Raw genomic sequence first — 17,001 nt, forward strand, 5'->3', positions numbered from 1 at the left:
CCATCGTGTGTGGAGGCTCCGAATGCTGGCATGGCGAGTGCACCGGAACGGCGAGCCGGGCGAGGTGATGCGGCTCGAAGAGGCCGAGCGTCCGGTGCCCGGCGAGGGACAGGTCCCGTTGCTGGTCCGGGCGGCGAACATCAACTTCCCGGACGCCCTGCTCTGCCGGGGGCAGTACCAGGTCCGGCCGCCGCTGCCCTTCACCCCTGGCGTGGAGATCTGCGGCGAGACGGAGGACGGACGCCGGGTCATCGCCACACCCGCGCTGCCGCACGGCGGCCTGGCCGAGTACGTGGTCGCCGACGCGGCCGCGCTGCTGCCCGCGCCCGACGCCCTGGACGACGCGGAGGCGGCGGCCCTGCACATCGGCTACCAGACGGGCTGGTTCGCACTGCACCGGCGAGCGCGGCTCCAGCCGGGGGAGACCCTTCTCGTCCACGCGGCGGCCGGCGGGGTCGGCAGCGCGGCCGTACAGCTCGGGAAGGCGGCCGGGGCCACGGTCATCGGTGTCGTCGGCGGCCAGGACAAGGCGCGCGTGGCCCGGGAGCTGGGCTGTGACCTGGTGATCGACCGTCGGGCGGACGACCTCGTCGGCGCGGTCAAGGAGGCCACCGGCGGCCGGGGAGCGGATGTCGTCTACGACCCGGTGGGCGGCGACGCCTACACCAAGTCCACCAAATGCGTGGCCTTCGAGGGCCGCATCGTGGTCGTGGGCTTCGCGAGCGGCGCGATCCCCACCGCGGCCCTCAACCACGCGCTGGTGAAGAACTACTCGATCCTGGGGCTGCACTGGGGTCTTTACCACACCAAGGACCCGGCGGCGGTGGCCGGTTGCCACCGGGAGCTGACCGCCCTCGCGGCCCGGGGCGCGATCAAGCCGCTCATCAGCGAGCGGGTTCCCATGAAGGATGCCGCGGCCGCGGTCCAGCGGGTCGCCGACGGCATCACCACCGGACGTGTGGTCGTTCTCCCGGAGGGCGGCGCCCGATGACCGACGCCGCCGAACTGCGGTCCCTCACCCGGAAGTTGCTGGCCGACCGACCACCGGCCGGCACCGACAGGACCGACTTCCTCAAGGCGCGCTTCGACACGGGACTCGCCTGGGTCCACTACCCGGTGGGTCTCGGCGGACTCGACGCGCCGCGCTCACTCCAGGCCGTCGTGGACGCCGAGTTGGCCGCGGCGGGTGCCCCCGACAACGATCCGCGCCGTATCGGCATCGGCCTCGGCATGGCCGCGCCGACCATCCTCCGCTACGGCACCCAGGAGCAGAAGCAGCGCTTCCTGCGGCCCCTGTGGGTCGGTGAGGAGGTGTGGTGCCAGCTGTTCAGCGAGCCCGGCGCCGGCTCCGACCTGGCCGCGCTCGGCACCCGCGCGGTCCGCGAGGGCGACTCCGTCTCCGGCGACTGGATCGTCAACGGGCAGAAGGTGTGGACCTCCAGTGCCCATGTCGCCCGCTGGGCCATCCTCCTGGCCCGTACGGATCCGGATCTGCCCAAACACCGGGGAATCAGCTACTTCCTCTGCGATATGACCGACCCCGGTGTCGAGGTACGGCCGCTGCGCCAGATCACCGGCGAGGCCGAGTTCAACGAAGTCTTCCTGACCGACGTACGCATTCCCGACGCGTACCGCCTCGGTGAGATCGGCGAGGGCTGGAAGGTCGCCCGGACCACCCTGATGAACGAGCGCGTCTCCATCGGCGGCGCCCGTCTGCCCCGCGAGGGCGGCATGATCGGGCCGCTCGCCCGTACCTGGCGCGAGCGGCCCGAACTGCGCACCCATGAGCTGCGTCAGCGGCTGCTCACTGTCTGGGTGGAGGCGGAGGTCGCGCGGCTGACCGCGGAGCGGCTGCGTCAGCAACTCGTCGCGGGGCAACCGGGCCCCGAGGGCAGCGGGATGAAGCTCGCCTTCGCCCGGCTCAACCAGGAGATCAGTGGTCTTGAGGTCGAACTCCTCGGTGAGGAAGGTCTGTTGTACTCCGACTGGACCATGCGCAGGCCGGAGCTGGTCGACTTCACCGGACGGGACGCCGGTTACCGCTATCTGCGCGCGAAGGGCAACTCCATCGAGGGCGGTACGAGCGAGGTGCTGCTGAACATCGTGGCGGAACGCGTTCTCGGCCTGCCCACGGAGCCGCGCGACGACAAGGACATCGCCTGGAAGGACGTGGCCCGATGACCGACGCTTCCCCCGATCTGCTCTACTCGGACACCGAGGCCGAACTGCGCGCGACCGTACGGTCGTTGCTCACGGACCGTGCCGATGTACCGGCCGCGCTCGGCCGCGCCGAGGCCGGAGATCCGTACGATCCGGAGCTGTGGACCTCGCTCGCGGGCGGGATCGGCGCGTCGGGGCTGCTCGTCCCGGAGAAGCTGGGCGGCCAGGGCGCCGGCCATCGCGAGGTCGCGGTCGTACTGGAGGAGCTGGGCCGGGACGTCACGGCCGCGCCGTATCTCACCAGTTCCGTGGTGGCGACCGAGACGCTGCTCGCCTGCGACGGGGAGAGCACCGAGAGCACGGACGTCGCGGGCCTGCTCACCGCGCTCGCCCATGGCCACCGGGTCGCGGTGCTCGCGGTCCCGCTGTCCACCGCCCCCGACGGACCGCTGCCCGCCGGCGCGGGAACGGTGAGCGGGGTCGCCGACGCCGTGCGCGCCGATGTCCTGCTCGTGGTGCGTCACGACGGGCTGTACGCGGTCGAGACGGCCTCGCCCGGGGTCACCGTCGAACCACTCACCCCGCTCGATCTGACCCGGCCGCTCGCCGCGGTCACCGTCGATCCCGCCGCCGGGATCCGGATCGCCGAGGCGCCCGCGGCGCAGGCCGCCGTACGCCGCGGACTGCTGGCGGGGGCGGGGCTGCTCGCCTCCGAGCAGCTCGGTGTCGCCGAGTGGTGCCTGGAGGAGACCGTCCGGCACACCCGTGAGCGCAAGCAGTTCAACCGGCCGATCGGATCCTTCCAGGCGCTCAAACACCGTATGGCGCAGCTGTGGCTGGAGGTCGTCTCCGCCCGCGCGGCGGCCCGCAACGCCGCGGACGCGCTGGCCACCGGCAGCGCGGAAGCCCCCCTCGCGGTGGCTCTCGCGCAGGCGTACTGCGGACGGGTCGCCGTTCACGCGGCCGAGGAGTGCGTCCAACTGCACGGCGGAATCGGGATGACCTGGGAACATCCCGCGCATCTGTATCTCAAGCGCGCCAAGTCCGACGAGATCGCGTTCGGTTCGCGGGGCCGGCACCAGGAGACGCTGGCCGCGCTCGTCGATCTGCCCGGACCGCGGTAGGCCCTGTCTGGCACATCCCGCCTGGCTCGCGACGCCTGGCACGCGCGCTCGCCGCGTTGTCGGGCTCGTCCAAGTACGTCCAGTACGAGGTCGACCCTCCGCCTTGCGATCGCACGCACCAGACGCCGCGAGCCCCGCCCTCCGGGCGGACGGCGCTATGTGTCAGACAGGACCTAGCCGGCCACGGCCTAAGGCCGCTGGACAGGCACCCCTTTGCGTGCTGTTTAATTGCGAACCGATCGCAATAACAGTTGATCTTCAATAGGGGTGGACGCATGACGGCCCGATCGATACGCGGCACGGTCGCCGCGGTGCTGGCCGGAGCACTGGCTCTCGCCGCGGCGGCCTGCTCGAACCCGGATGGTTCGGGAGCAGGTGGCGGGGCGAAGGACTCGGTGGTCGTCGGCATCGCCTACGAACCCGACAGCCTCAGCCCGCTCCTCGGCTACGGCAAGGACGGCAATTCCAAGATCTTCGACGGGCTGCTCACCTACGACGCCGAGATGCGGCTCGCGCCCGCGCTCGCCACCGCCCTGCCGACGGTGAGCGACGACGGGCTGACCTACACGTACCAGCTGCGCGAGGGCGTCAAGTTCAGCGACGGCAAGCCCTTCGGTGCCAAGGACGTCGTCTTCACGTACCGCACCATTTTGGACGAGAAGACCAACAACGCGTCCAGGACCGAGCTGGACGCGGTCAAGGACGTCACCGCGCAGGGCGAGCACACCGTCGTCTTCACCTTGAAATACCCCTACGCGCCGTTCGACCGGCGGACCGTCCTGCCCATTGTCCCCGAGCATATCGCGGGCGAACAGGACGTGAACACCGGGCCGTTCACCACGCAGCCCGTCGGCACCGGCCCCTATCTCCTGACCGGCTGGTCCAAGGGCGAGAAGATCAGTTTCAAGGCCAACCCGGACTACTGGGGCGGCGCGCCGCGGGTGAAGAAGTTCACCATGGCGATCATCAAGGACGACGACGTCCGCGCCACCCGGCTGCGCGCCGGCGAACTCGACGGCGCAATCCTGCCGCCCAACCTCGCCAAGGGCTTCGCCGAGGACAGCGGCCGCAAGACCTACAACGCCACCACCTACGACTACCGCACCGTCACCCTGCCGACCCACCACAAGGTCACCGGCGACACCGCCGTCCGCAGGGCCCTCGACATCGCCGTCGACCGTCAGACCATGGTCGACAAGATCCTCGAAGGCGCGGGCAAGCCGGCCTACGGCCCGGTCCCCACCGGCAGCGAGTGGTTCGCCCAGGGCACCGAGCGCCGCCACGACCTCGAAGGGGCGCGGCGCATCCTCGACGAAGCGGGCTGGAAGCCCGGCAAGGACGGCGTCCGCGTCAAGGACGGGGTCCGCGCCGCCTTCCCGCTCTGGTACCTCACCGGCGACAAGCTCCGCCAGGAACACGCCCTCGCCTACGCCTCCGACGCCAAGAAGGCGGGCATCGACATCACGACCCAGGCGGGCACCTGGGAGGTCATCGAACCGCGGATGAGGCAGGACGCGGTCCTCGCCGGCGGCGGCTCGCCGGGCGATCCGGACTTCGACCAGTACACCCTGCTCAAGTCCTCCCTCGCGGGCGACGGCTTCAACAACATGGCGTGGTACGACAACCCGGTCGTCGACCGGGCCCTCGACGACGGCCGCGAGAGCGGTGAACAGAACGCCCGCAAGACCGCCTACGACACCGTCCAGCGGGAACTGGTGAAGAACCCCGGGTACACCTTCCTCACCCATATCGACCACATCTATGTGGTGAATGACCGCTGGGACGGGCTGTCCACCCAGACCGAGCCGCACGACCACGGTCTGGCGTCGGGGCCCTGGTGGAACATCGAGGACTGGACGCCCAAGAAATGAGCCGTCGCCTCCCCTGGGGGGCGATGGGCAGGATGGCGGGGCGGCGGCTGCTGTTCGCCGCCCCGGTCCTCCTCGTGGTGACCTTCGGCGTGTTCGCCGTCGCCGCGGCCTCGCCCTTCGACCCCGTGAAGGCCTACGCGGGCACCGCGGGCCTCACCGCCTCGCAGGAGAACCTCGACCAGCTCCGGGTCAACCTCGGAGTGGATCAGCCACTGGTCCACCGCTGGTGGAACTGGCTGACCCACGCGCTCGGCGGCGATCTCGGGGACTCCTCCGTACTGCGCGCGCCCGTCTCCGCCGTGATCGGCGAACGGATCGGCTGGTCCACGCTGCTCGCCGTCACGGCCTTCGCCGTCGCCGTCCTGCTCGGAACCTCGCTCGGCGTACTCGCCGCGCGCAGGCCGGGCGGTCCGCTCGACCGCTGCGCCGGCTCCGCCGCGTATGTACTGGAGGCCGCGCCCGCCTTCTGGCTCGGGCTGCTCGCGATCTGGTTCTTCGCGGTCACGCTCGGCGTGCTCCCGGCGGGCGGGCTCACCGACGCGGCGAGCGACACCGTCACCTTCGGGCAGGTCGCCTCGCATCTGGTGCTGCCCGCCGCCGTGCTGGGCATCTCCCAACTGCCCTGGTTCTTCCTCTATGTGCGCCAGGGTGTCACCGACGCGCTCGCCGAGGATCCCGTGCGCGGCGCCCGCGCCCGGGGCCTGAACGAACGCACCGTACTGCTCGGCCACGCCCTGCGCTCCGGCATGCTGCCGATGCTCACGCTCATCGGCTCCCGGGTGCCCGAACTCATCACGGGCGCGCTGCTCGTCGAGACGGTCTTCAGCTGGCCCGGAATCGCCGCCGCCACCGTTCAGGCGGCCACCTCCGTGGACTTCGCCCTGCTCGCCGCGCTCACCGTGCTCGCCACCGCCGCCGTGCTGATCGGGAACCTGCTCTCCGATCTGCTCTACGGACTCGCCGACCCGAGAGTGGGTTTCGATGGCTGACACCGCCGCCGGGCCGATCGCCACCGAGCCGGACTGGCGCTCGCACGGGCGCACCCGCCGCTCCACCCGCACGGTCCGGGTCCGTACTTCCGCCGTCATCGTCGCGGCGGTGGCGCTCGCCGTGCTCGTCGTACCCCTGCTCGTCCCTCTCGATCAGCAGGCCGTCGACCTGGCCAGGAAACTCCAGCCACCCTCCTTGGCGCATCCGTTCGGCACCGACGACGTCGGCCGCGATCTGCTGCTCCGCTGCGTCTACGGGCTGCGCGTCTCGCTGCTGGTCGGACTCGTCGCGGCGCTCGTCGCCACCGTCATCGGTACGGCGGTCGGCGCGGCGGCCGCGGCCTTCGGCGGCTGGACGGACCGGATCGTCATGCGGCTCGTGGACACCTTCTCGTCCGTACCGCATCTGCTGCTCGGCATTTTCATCGTCGCCATGTTCCGGCCGGGTGTCTGGCCGGTGATCGTGTCCGTGGCGCTCACCCACTGGCTCTCCACCGCCCGTATCGTCCGCTCGGAAGTGCTCTCGCTGCGCGCCCGTCCCTATATCGACGCGGCGATCTCGGGCGGCGCGTCACGCGGGCGCGTCATCGGGCGCCACCTCCTGCCCGGCGTCATGCCGCAGGCCGGACTCGCGGCCGTACTGATGGTGCCGCACGCGATGTGGCATGAATCCGCGCTGTCGTTCCTCGGACTCGGACTGCCCAGCCACCAGGCGAGCCTCGGCAATCTGGTGCAGACGGCGCGCGGTTCGCTGCTCGCGGGCGACTGGTGGCCGACGCTCTTCCCCGGACTCTTCCTGATCGTTCCGACCCTCGCCCTCGCGGGTCTCGCGGGCGCCTGGCGGGAACGGATCAATCCGCGCCGCCGATCGGAGCTGATGCTGTGACCACGCCCTCTCCCGCGGTCCCACCGGCCGGTCGCGCCGAGTCCGCCGTGCCCGGTGAGCCCGCGGCACCCGCTGAGTCCGCGGCACACGCGGAGTCCGCCGCGTCCGCCGCGTCCGCCGAGTCCGTGCGGCCCGTGCTCTCCGTGCGCGGGCTCGGCGTGCGCTTCCGGATGCCCGGCGGTCGGCACATCGCCGCCGTCACCGACGCCGACTTCGATCTCGCGGTGGGGGAGTGCCTCGCCCTCGTCGGTGAGAGCGGCTGCGGCAAGTCCGTCCTCGCCTCCGCCCTGCTCGGACTCCTGCCCGGCAACGCGCAGACCACCGGCTCCGCCGTCCTCGACGGCATCGATCTGCTCGCCGCCGACGAGCGCACGCTCGCGCGGACGGTACGTGGACGGCGCGTCGGCCTCGTACCGCAGAGCCCGGCCGCCCATCTCACACCCGTGCGAACCGTACGGGCCCAACTGGAGGAAACCGTAAGGGAACTGACCGGAACGCGCGGGCGCGCACTCCAGCGGGCCGCCGAGGCCGCGGCCGACCGCGCGGCCTTCCCCGCCGGCCATCTCGACCGCTATCCGCACGAACTCTCCGGCGGTCTCGCCCAGCGCGCCGCGACCGCGCTCGCCCTGATCGGTGACGCCCCGCTGTTGCTGGCCGACGAACCGACCACCGGACTCGACCGCGATCTCGTGGACCGTACGGCCGACGAACTGCGACGACATGCCGACGAGGGACGCGCCCTGCTGTTGATCACTCACGATCTGGCGGCGGCCGAGCGGATCGCCGACCGCGTCGCCGTGATGTACGCCGGACGGATCGTCGAACTCAGCGACGCGCGAGGCTTCTTCGGGGAACGGGGGCCGCGCCATCCCTACGCGCGCGGACTGCTCGACGCCCTGCCGGAGCGCGCGTTCACCCCCATCCCCGGGCTGCCCCCGGAACTGGGCGAGCTGCCCGCGGGCTGTGCCTTCGCGCCCCGCTGCGCACACGCCACCGATCTCTGTGCCACACGACCGCCCTTCCTGGACGGACTCGCCTGCCACCACCCCCGGGTGAGTTCCGGCGAGAGACCCGACGAGAGCGCCGAGGAGACCGTCCGTGCTTGAACTCCGTTCCATCACCGCCGGATACGAGCGGCGCGCCCCCGTCGTCAGGGACGCGTCCCTCACCCTCGCGCCCGGCGCGTCGCTCGGGCTGCTCGGCCCCAGCGGCTGCGGCAAGTCCACCCTCGCGAGGGTCGCGGCGCTGCTGCACCGGCCCGACGCGGGGACCGTCACTCTCGATGGCCAACGCGTGACCGGCTGGCGCCATCGGGCCCCGCGAGAACAGCGGACCGCGATCGGCGTGGTCTTCCAGCAGCCACGGCTCTCGGCGGATCCCCGGCTGCGACTCGGCGAGTTGATCGCCGAGCCGCTGCGCGCCACCGGCCGCCGCGCCGACCTCACCGCGCGTGTCGACGAGTTGGTCCGAGCGGTGGGGCTCACCGGTGAACTGCTCGGCCGCCGCCCGCACGAGGTCAGCGACGGTCAGCTGCAACGCGCCTGTCTGGCCCGTGCGCTGGTGCTGCGCCCGCGCTGGCTGGTCTGCGACGAGATGACCGCGATGCTCGACGCCTCCACGACGGCCGCGCTGGTCGCCGTCGTCGAGGAGTACCGCCGCGAACACGGCGCCGGACTGCTCGCCGTCGGCCACGACCGTGTCCTGCTGGAGCGCTGGTGCGACCGTACGGTCCGCTGGACGGAGATCACCGGGACCGGCTGAAGCGCGGATGGCGGGTGGGCGAACTCTGCGTAGGACGATATCGGCCGGGCCACGACAGGGCCGATACTCGCCAGGACCGAGCCGACCGACCTGACCGAGCCCACCAACGTGGCCGAGCCCACCGAGCCCGGCCTCGTCCGGTCAGCCCGACCGAGCAGCACCGCGCTCCACCGCACCCCAACGCGTCCCCCGGAGGCATCATGGCCCTCACCACCCGCCGCAGAGCCGTCAGCACGTTCGCCGCCGCGCTCGTGGGAGCCGTCGCGGCACCCGCGTACGCACAGGCGTCCTCGCGGCCGGAGCGCGGCGACGACGGCCCCCGGCCGCTGCGCCAGGCTCACGCCCACAACGACTATCTGCACCCCCGTCCTCTTCTCGACGCCCTGTCGCACGGCTTCACCAGCGTGGAAGCCGATATCTTCCTGGTCGACGGCGAGTTGCTGGTCGCCCACGAGGCCACCGAACTCGACCCGGCCCGAACCCTGCGCGGGCTCTACCTCGATCCGCTCCTGGCGCGGGTGCGGGCCAACCACGGTTCCGTGTACCGGGGTTACCACCGACCGGTGCAGCTGCTCATCGACATCAAGACGGACGGCGTCGCCGCCTACGCCGAGCTGCACCGCCAACTGACCGGCTACCGCTCGATGCTGAGCCGCTACACCAACGGCTCGGTGCGCGCGGGCGCGGTCACCCCCGTCATCTCCGGCGACCGCGCGGCCCGTGAGCCGATGGAGGCGCAGCGCGTACGGTACGCCTTCTACGACGGGCGGCTCGATGACCTCGGGACGGCGGCCTCGGCCTCCTTCATCCCGCTCATCAGCAGCAATTGGAACCAGAGCTTCAGCTGGCAGGGCGTGGGCGCGTTCCCCGCCGCCGAACGCGCCGAGCTGCGACGCGTCGTCGACACCGCCCACGCACGCGGCCAGCGGGTGCGCTTTTGGAGTACGCCCGATCTCCCGGGGCCGGCGCGGGACGCTGTCTGGACCGAGTTGCTGGCCGCAGGGGTCGACCATCTCAACACGGATGACCTCGCCGGCCTCGAACGCTTTCTCCGTCAGCACCGTCCGTAGCCCCTGAGCCCTGGCCGACACGACCCCCGCCGGTCGCACGGCGCCGTGTGTCAGACAGGACCAGCGGGAATCCCCGAGGTCAACCACCCGTACGGCGGACACGCCAGTCGGCCTGCCCAGCCCCCTCCTCCGCCACACTGGCGGCCGAAAGCCGCGATCCGGTGCGGCGGAGGAGGTTCTCGATGGCTATTTCGATCTCAGTGATTCTGCTTCTGGCGATCCTCGCGGTGGTCTTCCTGCGTAATGGAGGACTGAAGTTCTGGCATGCGACGGTCTGCGTCCTGCTCGGGTTCTTTCTGGCGGGCACGAGCATGGCGCCGACCATCGCGAACGGCATCTCCACCACGGCGGGCGTGGTCAGCGGCCTCCACCCCTGATCCGCCCGCCCCGGTCCCTGGCCCGCCCGCGTCCTCGGGCCTATGTCCCCAACAGCCGTGACCTGATGAGAAAGCGCACTCCCTCGGGGGCTTCCAGGGAGAAGCCGCTGCCGCGTCCCTTCACGACATCGACGATGAGCCGGGTGTGCCGCCACGCCTCGTACTGGCTCACCGACATCCAGAAGGGCACCGGCTCGGCGATCCCCTCGATCTCCAGGGACTGGAGCAGTACATCGGAGGCACCCGTACGGAACTCACCGTCCGGATAACACATGGGCGCGCTGCCGTCGCAGCAGCCGCCCGACTGGTGGAACATCAGCGGTCCGTGCTCCGCCCGCAGCCGCCGGATCAGTTCGGCGGCCGCGGGGGTCACCTCGACGCGTGGCTCCGGTGGTTCCAGTGGCTGGAGTGGCCGGGGTGGCTGGGGTGGTGCCAGTGGTTCCCGGGGGGAAGTCTGCTCATTCATGGTCTCTCCGCCGCCGTCGGTCATCGCTCATCGATCCGCGGGGACTCAGTCAACTCCCCCCGACGTTGCGAGACGGTTGCACGCGGACCGGGGACGTTCCCGGCCACGGATTCCCACGCCACGGGAGGCGGATCGGCGCGGTGCGATCATAGGACGGATACCGGCACGCGACCCCGCGGATTCCGCGACTCACTCGACAAGGAAGGCTCCCCATGCCTGTGGCCGCCGACGCGACAGTCATCCATCCGATGCCCGATCAGCCGAGAGTGGTGCTGCTCAGGCCGTTGGTGAAGTCGCCGCTGATCGAGGTCGGGGAGTACTCCTACTACGACGACCCGGACGACCCGACGGCGTTCGAGACCCGTAACGTGCTCTATCACTACGGCCCGGAGAAGCTCGTCATCGGCAAGTTCTGCGCGCTGGGCACGGGCGTCCGGTTCATCATGAACGGTGCCAACCATCGCATGGACGGCCCGTCGACGTTCCCCTTCCCGACCATGGGCGGCTCATGGGCCGACCATTTCGACCTGCTCACCGGCCTGCCCGGACGTGGTGACACCGTCGTCGGCAACGACGTCTGGTTCGGCTACCACACGATGGTGATGCCCGGCGTACGGATCGGCCACGGCGCGATCATCGGCTCCGGCGCCGTGGTCACCGCGGACGTGCCCGACTACGGGATCGTCGGCGGCAACCCGGCCCGGCTCATACGTACCCGTTACAGCGAGAAGGACGTGGCCCGACTGCTGGCAGTGGCCTGGTGGGACTGGCCGGCGGAACATGTCACCGAGCATGTGCGCACGATCATGTCGGGCAGCGTCGCCGACCTCGAAGCCGCCGCCCCTGACATCCCTCGTATCTGAGACCGTCGTATCCGACACCGTTAAGATCTTCAACTCCCGGTTGTTGGAGGATGCCATGAGCGAACGCCTTGTTCACACGGTCGAAGTGCCTCTGCATGAGGGCGGTGACGAGACGATTCGAGTCCAGATCCGTGAAGTGGACGAAACCCTCGTCCGGGTGGGCCGCGGCAGCCGCTCCGTGGCGCGGGCCGAGCGGTCGTTCGGTCAAATGCTGGACACCGTACGGCCCGTGGCGGAGAGCTTCGTGGGGCGGTTGCGCGGGATGGCGAACTCCCCGGACGAGATCACACTGGAGTTCGGGGTATCGCTGTCGGCCGAGGCCGATGTCGTCATCGCCAGTACCGCGACGGCCGCGAATTTCTCCGTGAGCCTGACATGGAACAGGAGCGACGCGTCGCCCCCAACGCCCGATTCCGCACAGGGGAGTTGACGCCCGGAGCGGGAGGCGCAGCCGCCTGGCGTGCGAGGCGGCGGGGCGCGAGGGCGCCTGCGTGCGAGGGCGGCGGAGCGCTGGTGTCGCCACCTTGGGTCCACCACCCCGGCCCACCGCCGGGAGCGGCGTCGAATCGGTCGCGGTACGGACCGGCGTGGACGGCGCACTGGGGGGTGGGCACTCCAGGGCGACGCCCCGTTCGCACTCCGCGCGCTCTACCGACGGCCATGCGCCACCGCGATGATGAGCGGACCGCGAGTGATCCAGGCGACTCCGCACACCTGCCCCTCGGCAGGTGGACATGCGGTGGAAGGAATCCACGTTGTTGCTTCTCATCTCCCCGGACAGCGTCGAGGAAGCCCTTGACTGTGCGAAGGCGGCGGAGCACCTCGACATCGTCGATGTCAAGAAGCCCGACGAGGGCTCGCTCGGTGCGAACTTCCCGTGGGTCATCAGGGAGATCCGCGAAGCGGTCCCGGCGGACAAGCCGGTGTCCGCCACGGTCGGGGACGTACCGTACAAGCCCGGTACGGTCGCCCAGGCGGCGCTCGGCGCGGCCGTCTCCGGTGCCACGTACATCAAGGTGGGCCTCTACGGATGCACGACGCCAGGACAGGCCATCGATGTGATGCGAGGAGTCGTCCGGGCGGTGAAGGACTATCGGCCGGACGCGTTCGTCGTCGCCTCGGGCTACGCCGACGCCCACCGGATCGGATGCGTCAACCCGCTGGCACTGCCGGACATCGCCCTCCGTTCCGGCTCCGACGCGGCCATGCTCGACACGGCGATCAAGGACGGGACACGGCTGTTCGACCACGTTCCGCCGGACGTCTGCGCGGAGTTCGTCCGGCTGGCCCACGAGGCCGGTCTGCTCGCCGCCCTCGCGGGCAGCGTCAAGGCGGGTGACCTCGGCGAACTGACCCGTATCGGTACGGACATCGTGGGGGTGCGCGGAGCGGTCTGCGAGGGCGGCGACCGCGACACCGGAAGGATTCGGCCGCGGTTGGTGGCCGCCTTCCGGGCGGAGATGGACCGGCATGCCCAGGAATACGCGGCCGCCGTCGCCGCGGGCTGACCGCCGGCATGCCGACAAGCCTGCCCCGTCGCGCGCCCGGGGCCCGTGGCGGGCGCTTCCCCGTCGTCGATCCGGCGACGGGTGAGGTCTTCGACGAGGCTCCTGACCAGCGGCCGGACGAGTTGGACGCCGTCGTCGACCGGGCCCACGAGGCCTGGCGCGGCTGGCGGGCCGACCCCGTCGCCCGCACCGCCGCGTTGCTCGCGGCAGCCGACGCCGTGGAGGCTGCCGGGGCGGACCTCGCCCCGCTGCTCACCCGCGAACAGGGCAAACCCCTGACCGAGTCGTACGCGGAGATCGCCCGCACGGCGGCCCGACTGCGCTACTTCGCCGAGTTGGACGCCGGGCCCCGGCCGATCACCGACGGTCGGCCGGTACGCGGTGAGATCCGCTGGCGACCCCTCGGGCCCGTCGCCGCGATCGTCCCGTGGAACTTTCCCCTCCAGCTCGCGTCGGCGAAGTTCGCGCCCGCGCTCGCCGCGGGCAACACGATGGTGCTCAAGCCCTCCCCGTTCACCCCTCTTGCCACCCGGCTGCTGGCGTCCGTCATCTCCGCCGCCCTTCCCGAGGACGTACTGACGATCGTCACCGGACGCGAACCCCTCGGCGCACGCCTCGCGTCCCATCCGGGGATCCGCCATGTGACCTTCACCGGTTCGATTCCGACCGGACGGGCCGTCGCTCAGGGCGCGGCGGCCTCGCTCGCCCGGGTCACCCTGGAACTGGGCGGCAATGACGCCGCCATCCTGCTGGAGGACGTGGAGGTGGAGCGGATCGCGGACCGGCTGTTCTGGGCGGCGTTCCGTAACTGCGGACAGGTGTGCATGGCGGTCAAGCGCGTCTATGCCCCGGCCCGGCTCTACCCTCAGGTGGTCGAGGCCCTCGCGGCACGCGCGAAGACCACCGTCGTCGGAGCCGGGCTCGACCCGGGCTCGCGGCTCGGGCCGGTCAACAACGCGCCCCAACTGGCCCGGGTCGAGCGCTACACGGCCCAAGCCCTGGCCGACGGCGCCCGAGCCGTAGCCGGAGGCCACCGGCTGGACCGGCCGGGCTACTTCTTCGCCCCGACGATCCTCGCCGATGTCCCGCCCGACAGCCCGGTGGTGCGGGAGGAGCAATTCGGTCCGGTCCTGCCGGTGCTGCCGTACGGGAGCCTCGACGAGGCCATCGACGCGGCCAACGACACCGGATTCGGGCTGGGCGGCTCGGTATGGGGGACCGACCTCGACCGCGCCGAGGCGGTGGCCGACCGGCTGGAGTGCGGGACGGCGTGGCTCAACCACCACGCCGAACTGTCCCTCGCCCAGCCCTTCGCGGGCATCAAGGAGAGCGGTGTCGGCGTCGCGGGCGGGCCGTGGGGGCTCTACGGGAACCTCAGACCGTTCGTCGTGCACCGTCCGGAGGAGGCGTGACCTTGAGGTTCGGCGCGGCGGTACTGCGCTCTTACGAGAGCCGATTCGCCGTCGAGGAGGTGATTCTGGACGCGGGGCCCGCCGACGGCGAGCTCCTGGTCAGGATCGAGGGCTGCGGAATGTGCCGGACCGATCTCGCGGTCCGGCGTTCGGCGGGGCGCACACCGCTGCCGGCGGTGCTCGGCCACGAAGGGGCCGGGGTCGTGGTGGAGACGGGCGGCCAGGACACCGGCCCGGGCGTCGGCGACCATGTCGTGCTGAGCTTCGACTCCTGCGGACACTGCCGGAACTGCCTGGGCGCGGCCCCCGCCTACTGTGACTCCTTCGCCTCACTCAACCTCTTCGGAGGGCGCGCGGAGAACGCGGCGCGGTTCACCGACGCGGCCGGGGGCGCGCTGGCCCCCCGGTGGTTCGGCCAGTCCTCGTTCGCCGCGTACGCGATGGTCCCGGCCCGCAACGCCGTACGGGTCGACCCCGCACTGCCCGTCGCACTGCTCGGACCACTCGGCTGCGGCTTCCTCACCGGCGCCGGAGCGGTTCTGAACTCCTTCGGCGCCGGCCCCGGCGACACCATCGCGATCCTGGGCGCGGGAGCGGTGGGGCTGGCCGCGGCGATGGCGGCCACCGCCGCCGGGGCGGTGGTCGTGGCCGTCGACCGGCACCCCGAACGGCTGGCCCTCGCCGAGCGGTTCGGCGCGATCCCGCTGCACGCCGCGTCGGCCGATCTGCCCGACCGTATCCGGCGACTGACCGACGGCGGCGCGCGGTTCGCGCTGGACACCACGGGCTCCGCCCGGCTGATCAACGACGCGCTCCGGTCGTTGCGCCCGACCGGTCACCTCGGCCTGGTGGCACGTCTCCACACCGCGCTGCCGCTTGAACCGGGGGCACTGGACCGGGGCCGCACGATCTCCCACATCTGCGAGGGGGGCGCGGTGCCGGGGCTGTTGATTCCCCGGCTGACCGGACTGTGGCAAGCCGGGCTGTTCCCTTTCGACGAGTTGATCCGTACGTACCCGCTCGCCGACATCAACGAGGCCGAACGCGACTGCGACGCGGGCCGCGTGGTCAAACCCGTCCTGATTCCCGAGGGGCGGTCGCGGATGATCCGATGAGTCGATGAGCGGGGCTTTCGACGCCGTGCACCGGGCCGTCCGACGACGGCGTTACGACCGGGGCTTGTTCGCGAACACCCATCGGTTGCCCGCCAGCGCGTCGTTCTGCTCGGGCAGCGGGCCGCGTCCGTGCCGACGGGTGAAGTCGAAGGGGGTGTGGACCGATGTGGACCAGCCCTTGCCCGCCAGATCAGCCGCGGAGTCGGGGCGCGGCCCTCTGTCGAACAGGGTGAGCAGATCGATGCCGATCTGGTTCCTCGTCGCGGTGTAGATCGGGCTGTCGCGGTAATCCAGCAGGTTCTTTTCGAGCTTGACCTCGTACGCCAGAGCGCTTCCCGCCGTGCTCAACCGGTCCATCGCGTCGATGAGATGGGTCTCGGCGGCGCTGGGCAGATAGAACAGCAGCCCCTCGGCCAGCCAGACGCTGGACGCGGCCGTGTCGAAGCCGGCGTCGGTGAGCGCGCCGACCCAGTCGGCACGCAGATCGACCGGGATCGGTACGCGCGCCGCCTTCGGGGTGGCCGACAGCCCGCCGAGCACCTTGTGCTTGAACGCCAGCACGCCTTCCCTGTCGATCTCGAAGATCACGCGGCCGGGAGGCCAGTCGAGTCGGAACGCCCGCGCATCCAACCCCGCCCCGAGCAGCACCACTTGGCGGGCGCCCGAGTGCACCGACCGGAGGAGGAAGTCGTCGAGGACCTTTGTCCGCAGACCGAAATAGCGAGCGAATCGTCCCCACAGCGGGTTCGCGTCCCCGCCCGGAGCCTGTTGCACACGGACCGGCCAGCCCGCTGACGCCGGCGCGGCGAGTACGAAGTGCTCCGCGTAGACGTCCCGTGCCAGGCTGTCGTGGCGGTGGGTCTCGATCGCCCGTGCCGCGGCGACCAGGAGAGCGGTCAGACCGACGCCTCCTTCCACGCCTTCCACACCGGTGTTGCGATGCGCTGTGCCGGCCATGTGTCCTCCCTTGAGGCGAGTTGAGCCCACGAGCAGCGAGGAAACTGTCCAGCCGACGAGGGTCCCTCATATGAAGAAGCCGCGAGCATTCACCTGAAGGGGTGTATATCGCTCAAGTGGCCCCGGAGTGCTCCGAAGTGTGCTGTGTGCTGAGTGACGAGTATTCATACATTTCAGCCTTCTGAGTGGTCAGTCAGCAGATTTCTCGACATATCAACTGGGCTCACGCGTAATGGAGTTGCGTGTGTGCTGGTACTGCGCGGCAGGCCAGGCGGACGCGTCCAGATGGAGGGTCGTCCAAGGAAGGAGAAGAAGCATGTCTGAGAACGACGAACTGTTCGAGGAGATGGCGCTGCCCATGGCGGAGGAGACGTTCGCCGGGCACAGCTGTCTGTCGGCCGTCGCCGCGGCCGACACCGAAGTCGAGGACGAGTAAGGAGCC

18 protein-coding genes are annotated in these 17,001 nt (G+C 70.9%); 16 read left to right on the forward strand and 2 right to left on the reverse strand.

Annotated features, from left to right (window positions below; genetic code table 11):
• Positions 1 to 22: 22 nt before the first annotated feature.
• The 10 genes from ABTZ59_RS20140 to ABTZ59_RS20185 all read left to right on the forward strand — a co-directional run bounded on the left by ABTZ59_RS20140 (position 23) and on the right by ABTZ59_RS20185 (position 10,238).
• Positions 23 to 991: an NADPH:quinone oxidoreductase family protein gene (locus ABTZ59_RS20140; RefSeq protein WP_351404881.1), complete on the forward strand. Its 969-nt coding sequence runs from the start codon at positions 23 to 25 to the stop codon at positions 989 to 991.
• Positions 988 to 2,181: an acyl-CoA dehydrogenase family protein gene (locus ABTZ59_RS20145; RefSeq protein WP_351404894.1), complete on the forward strand. Its 1,194-nt coding sequence runs from the start codon at positions 988 to 990 to the stop codon at positions 2,179 to 2,181. The genes ABTZ59_RS20140 and ABTZ59_RS20145 overlap by 4 nt, the downstream gene beginning before the upstream one ends.
• The gene (locus ABTZ59_RS20150; protein WP_351404902.1) at positions 2,178 to 3,284 is read left to right on the forward strand and encodes an acyl-CoA dehydrogenase family protein; all 1,107 of its coding nucleotides are present in this window, start codon (positions 2,178 to 2,180) and stop codon (positions 3,282 to 3,284) included. The genes ABTZ59_RS20145 and ABTZ59_RS20150 overlap by 4 nt, the downstream gene beginning before the upstream one ends.
• A 275-nt stretch (positions 3,285 to 3,559) precedes the next feature.
• Entirely contained in the window at positions 3,560 to 5,155 is a 1,596-nt protein-coding gene (locus ABTZ59_RS20155; RefSeq protein WP_351404910.1) for an ABC transporter substrate-binding protein, read from the forward strand.
• Positions 5,152 to 6,144, forward strand: coding sequence for an ABC transporter permease (locus ABTZ59_RS20160; protein ID WP_351404919.1), 993 nt, complete (start codon positions 5,152 to 5,154; stop codon positions 6,142 to 6,144). The genes ABTZ59_RS20155 and ABTZ59_RS20160 overlap by 4 nt, the downstream gene beginning before the upstream one ends.
• Positions 6,137 to 7,030 (forward strand): ABC transporter permease, encoded by an 894-nt coding sequence (locus ABTZ59_RS20165; RefSeq protein WP_351404930.1) that lies wholly within the window; start codon positions 6,137 to 6,139, stop codon positions 7,028 to 7,030. Before ABTZ59_RS20160 ends, ABTZ59_RS20165 begins: the two co-directional genes overlap by 8 nt.
• Positions 7,031 to 7,200: 170 nt before the next feature.
• Complete coding sequence (locus tag ABTZ59_RS20170; RefSeq protein WP_351405620.1) at positions 7,201 to 8,136, forward strand: ABC transporter ATP-binding protein; 936 nt, start codon at positions 7,201 to 7,203, stop codon at positions 8,134 to 8,136.
• Positions 8,129 to 8,791, forward strand: a complete 663-nt coding sequence (locus ABTZ59_RS20175) for an ABC transporter ATP-binding protein (RefSeq protein WP_351404943.1) — start codon at positions 8,129 to 8,131, stop codon at positions 8,789 to 8,791. The genes ABTZ59_RS20170 and ABTZ59_RS20175 overlap by 8 nt, the downstream gene beginning before the upstream one ends.
• 200 nt (positions 8,792 to 8,991) lie before the next feature.
• Positions 8,992 to 9,861: a phosphatidylinositol-specific phospholipase C/glycerophosphodiester phosphodiesterase family protein gene (locus ABTZ59_RS20180; protein WP_351404948.1), complete on the forward strand. Its 870-nt coding sequence runs from the start codon at positions 8,992 to 8,994 to the stop codon at positions 9,859 to 9,861.
• A gap of 182 nt (positions 9,862 to 10,043) precedes the next feature.
• Complete coding sequence (locus ABTZ59_RS20185) at positions 10,044 to 10,238, forward strand: hypothetical protein (RefSeq protein WP_249950282.1); 195 nt, start codon at positions 10,044 to 10,046, stop codon at positions 10,236 to 10,238.
• Positions 10,239 to 10,278: 40 nt separating this feature from the next.
• On the opposite strand, the gene ABTZ59_RS20190 is transcribed toward ABTZ59_RS20185, so the two are convergent.
• Entirely contained in the window at positions 10,279 to 10,638 is a 360-nt protein-coding gene (locus ABTZ59_RS20190; RefSeq protein WP_351405627.1) for a DUF779 domain-containing protein, read from the reverse strand.
• Positions 10,639 to 10,916: 278 nt separating this feature from the next.
• Here ABTZ59_RS20190 and ABTZ59_RS20195 point away from each other — a divergent pair, with 278 nt between their 5' ends.
• The 5 genes from ABTZ59_RS20195 (at position 10,917) to ABTZ59_RS20215 (ending at position 15,602) form a co-directional block, all read left to right on the forward strand.
• Positions 10,917 to 11,567: a CatB-related O-acetyltransferase gene (locus ABTZ59_RS20195; RefSeq protein WP_351404960.1), complete on the forward strand. Its 651-nt coding sequence runs from the start codon at positions 10,917 to 10,919 to the stop codon at positions 11,565 to 11,567.
• Between the two features lie 55 nt (positions 11,568 to 11,622).
• A complete protein-coding gene (locus tag ABTZ59_RS20200) occupies positions 11,623 to 11,997 on the forward strand; it encodes a CU044_2847 family protein (protein WP_351404967.1) in 375 nt (124 codons plus the stop codon).
• A 325-nt stretch (positions 11,998 to 12,322) separates the two neighbouring features.
• Positions 12,323 to 13,075, forward strand: a complete 753-nt coding sequence (locus tag ABTZ59_RS20205) for a (5-formylfuran-3-yl)methyl phosphate synthase (protein ID WP_351404976.1) — start codon at positions 12,323 to 12,325, stop codon at positions 13,073 to 13,075.
• 8 nt (positions 13,076 to 13,083) lie between these two features.
• Complete coding sequence (locus tag ABTZ59_RS20210; protein ID WP_351404983.1) at positions 13,084 to 14,487, forward strand: aldehyde dehydrogenase family protein; 1,404 nt, start codon at positions 13,084 to 13,086, stop codon at positions 14,485 to 14,487.
• Between the two features lie 2 nt (positions 14,488 to 14,489).
• Entirely contained in the window at positions 14,490 to 15,602 is a 1,113-nt protein-coding gene (locus ABTZ59_RS20215) for an NAD(P)-dependent alcohol dehydrogenase (protein ID WP_351405636.1), read from the forward strand.
• Positions 15,603 to 15,653: 51 nt separating this feature from the next.
• Here ABTZ59_RS20215 and ABTZ59_RS20220 read toward each other — a convergent pair whose 3' ends face one another.
• A complete protein-coding gene (locus ABTZ59_RS20220; RefSeq protein ID WP_351404988.1) occupies positions 15,654 to 16,559 on the reverse strand; it encodes a class I SAM-dependent methyltransferase in 906 nt (301 codons plus the stop codon).
• A gap of 316 nt (positions 16,560 to 16,875) precedes the next feature.
• On the opposite strand from ABTZ59_RS20220, the gene ABTZ59_RS20225 reads away from it, so the two are divergent.
• Positions 16,876 to 16,995, forward strand: coding sequence for an azolemycin family RiPP peptide (locus ABTZ59_RS20225; protein ID WP_249950289.1), 120 nt, complete (start codon positions 16,876 to 16,878; stop codon positions 16,993 to 16,995).
• Positions 16,996 to 17,001: the final 6 nt, after the last annotated feature.

This window comes from Streptomyces sp. NPDC094034, assembly GCF_040303865.1.
Taxonomy (GTDB): domain Bacteria; phylum Actinomycetota; class Actinomycetes; order Streptomycetales; family Streptomycetaceae; genus Streptomyces.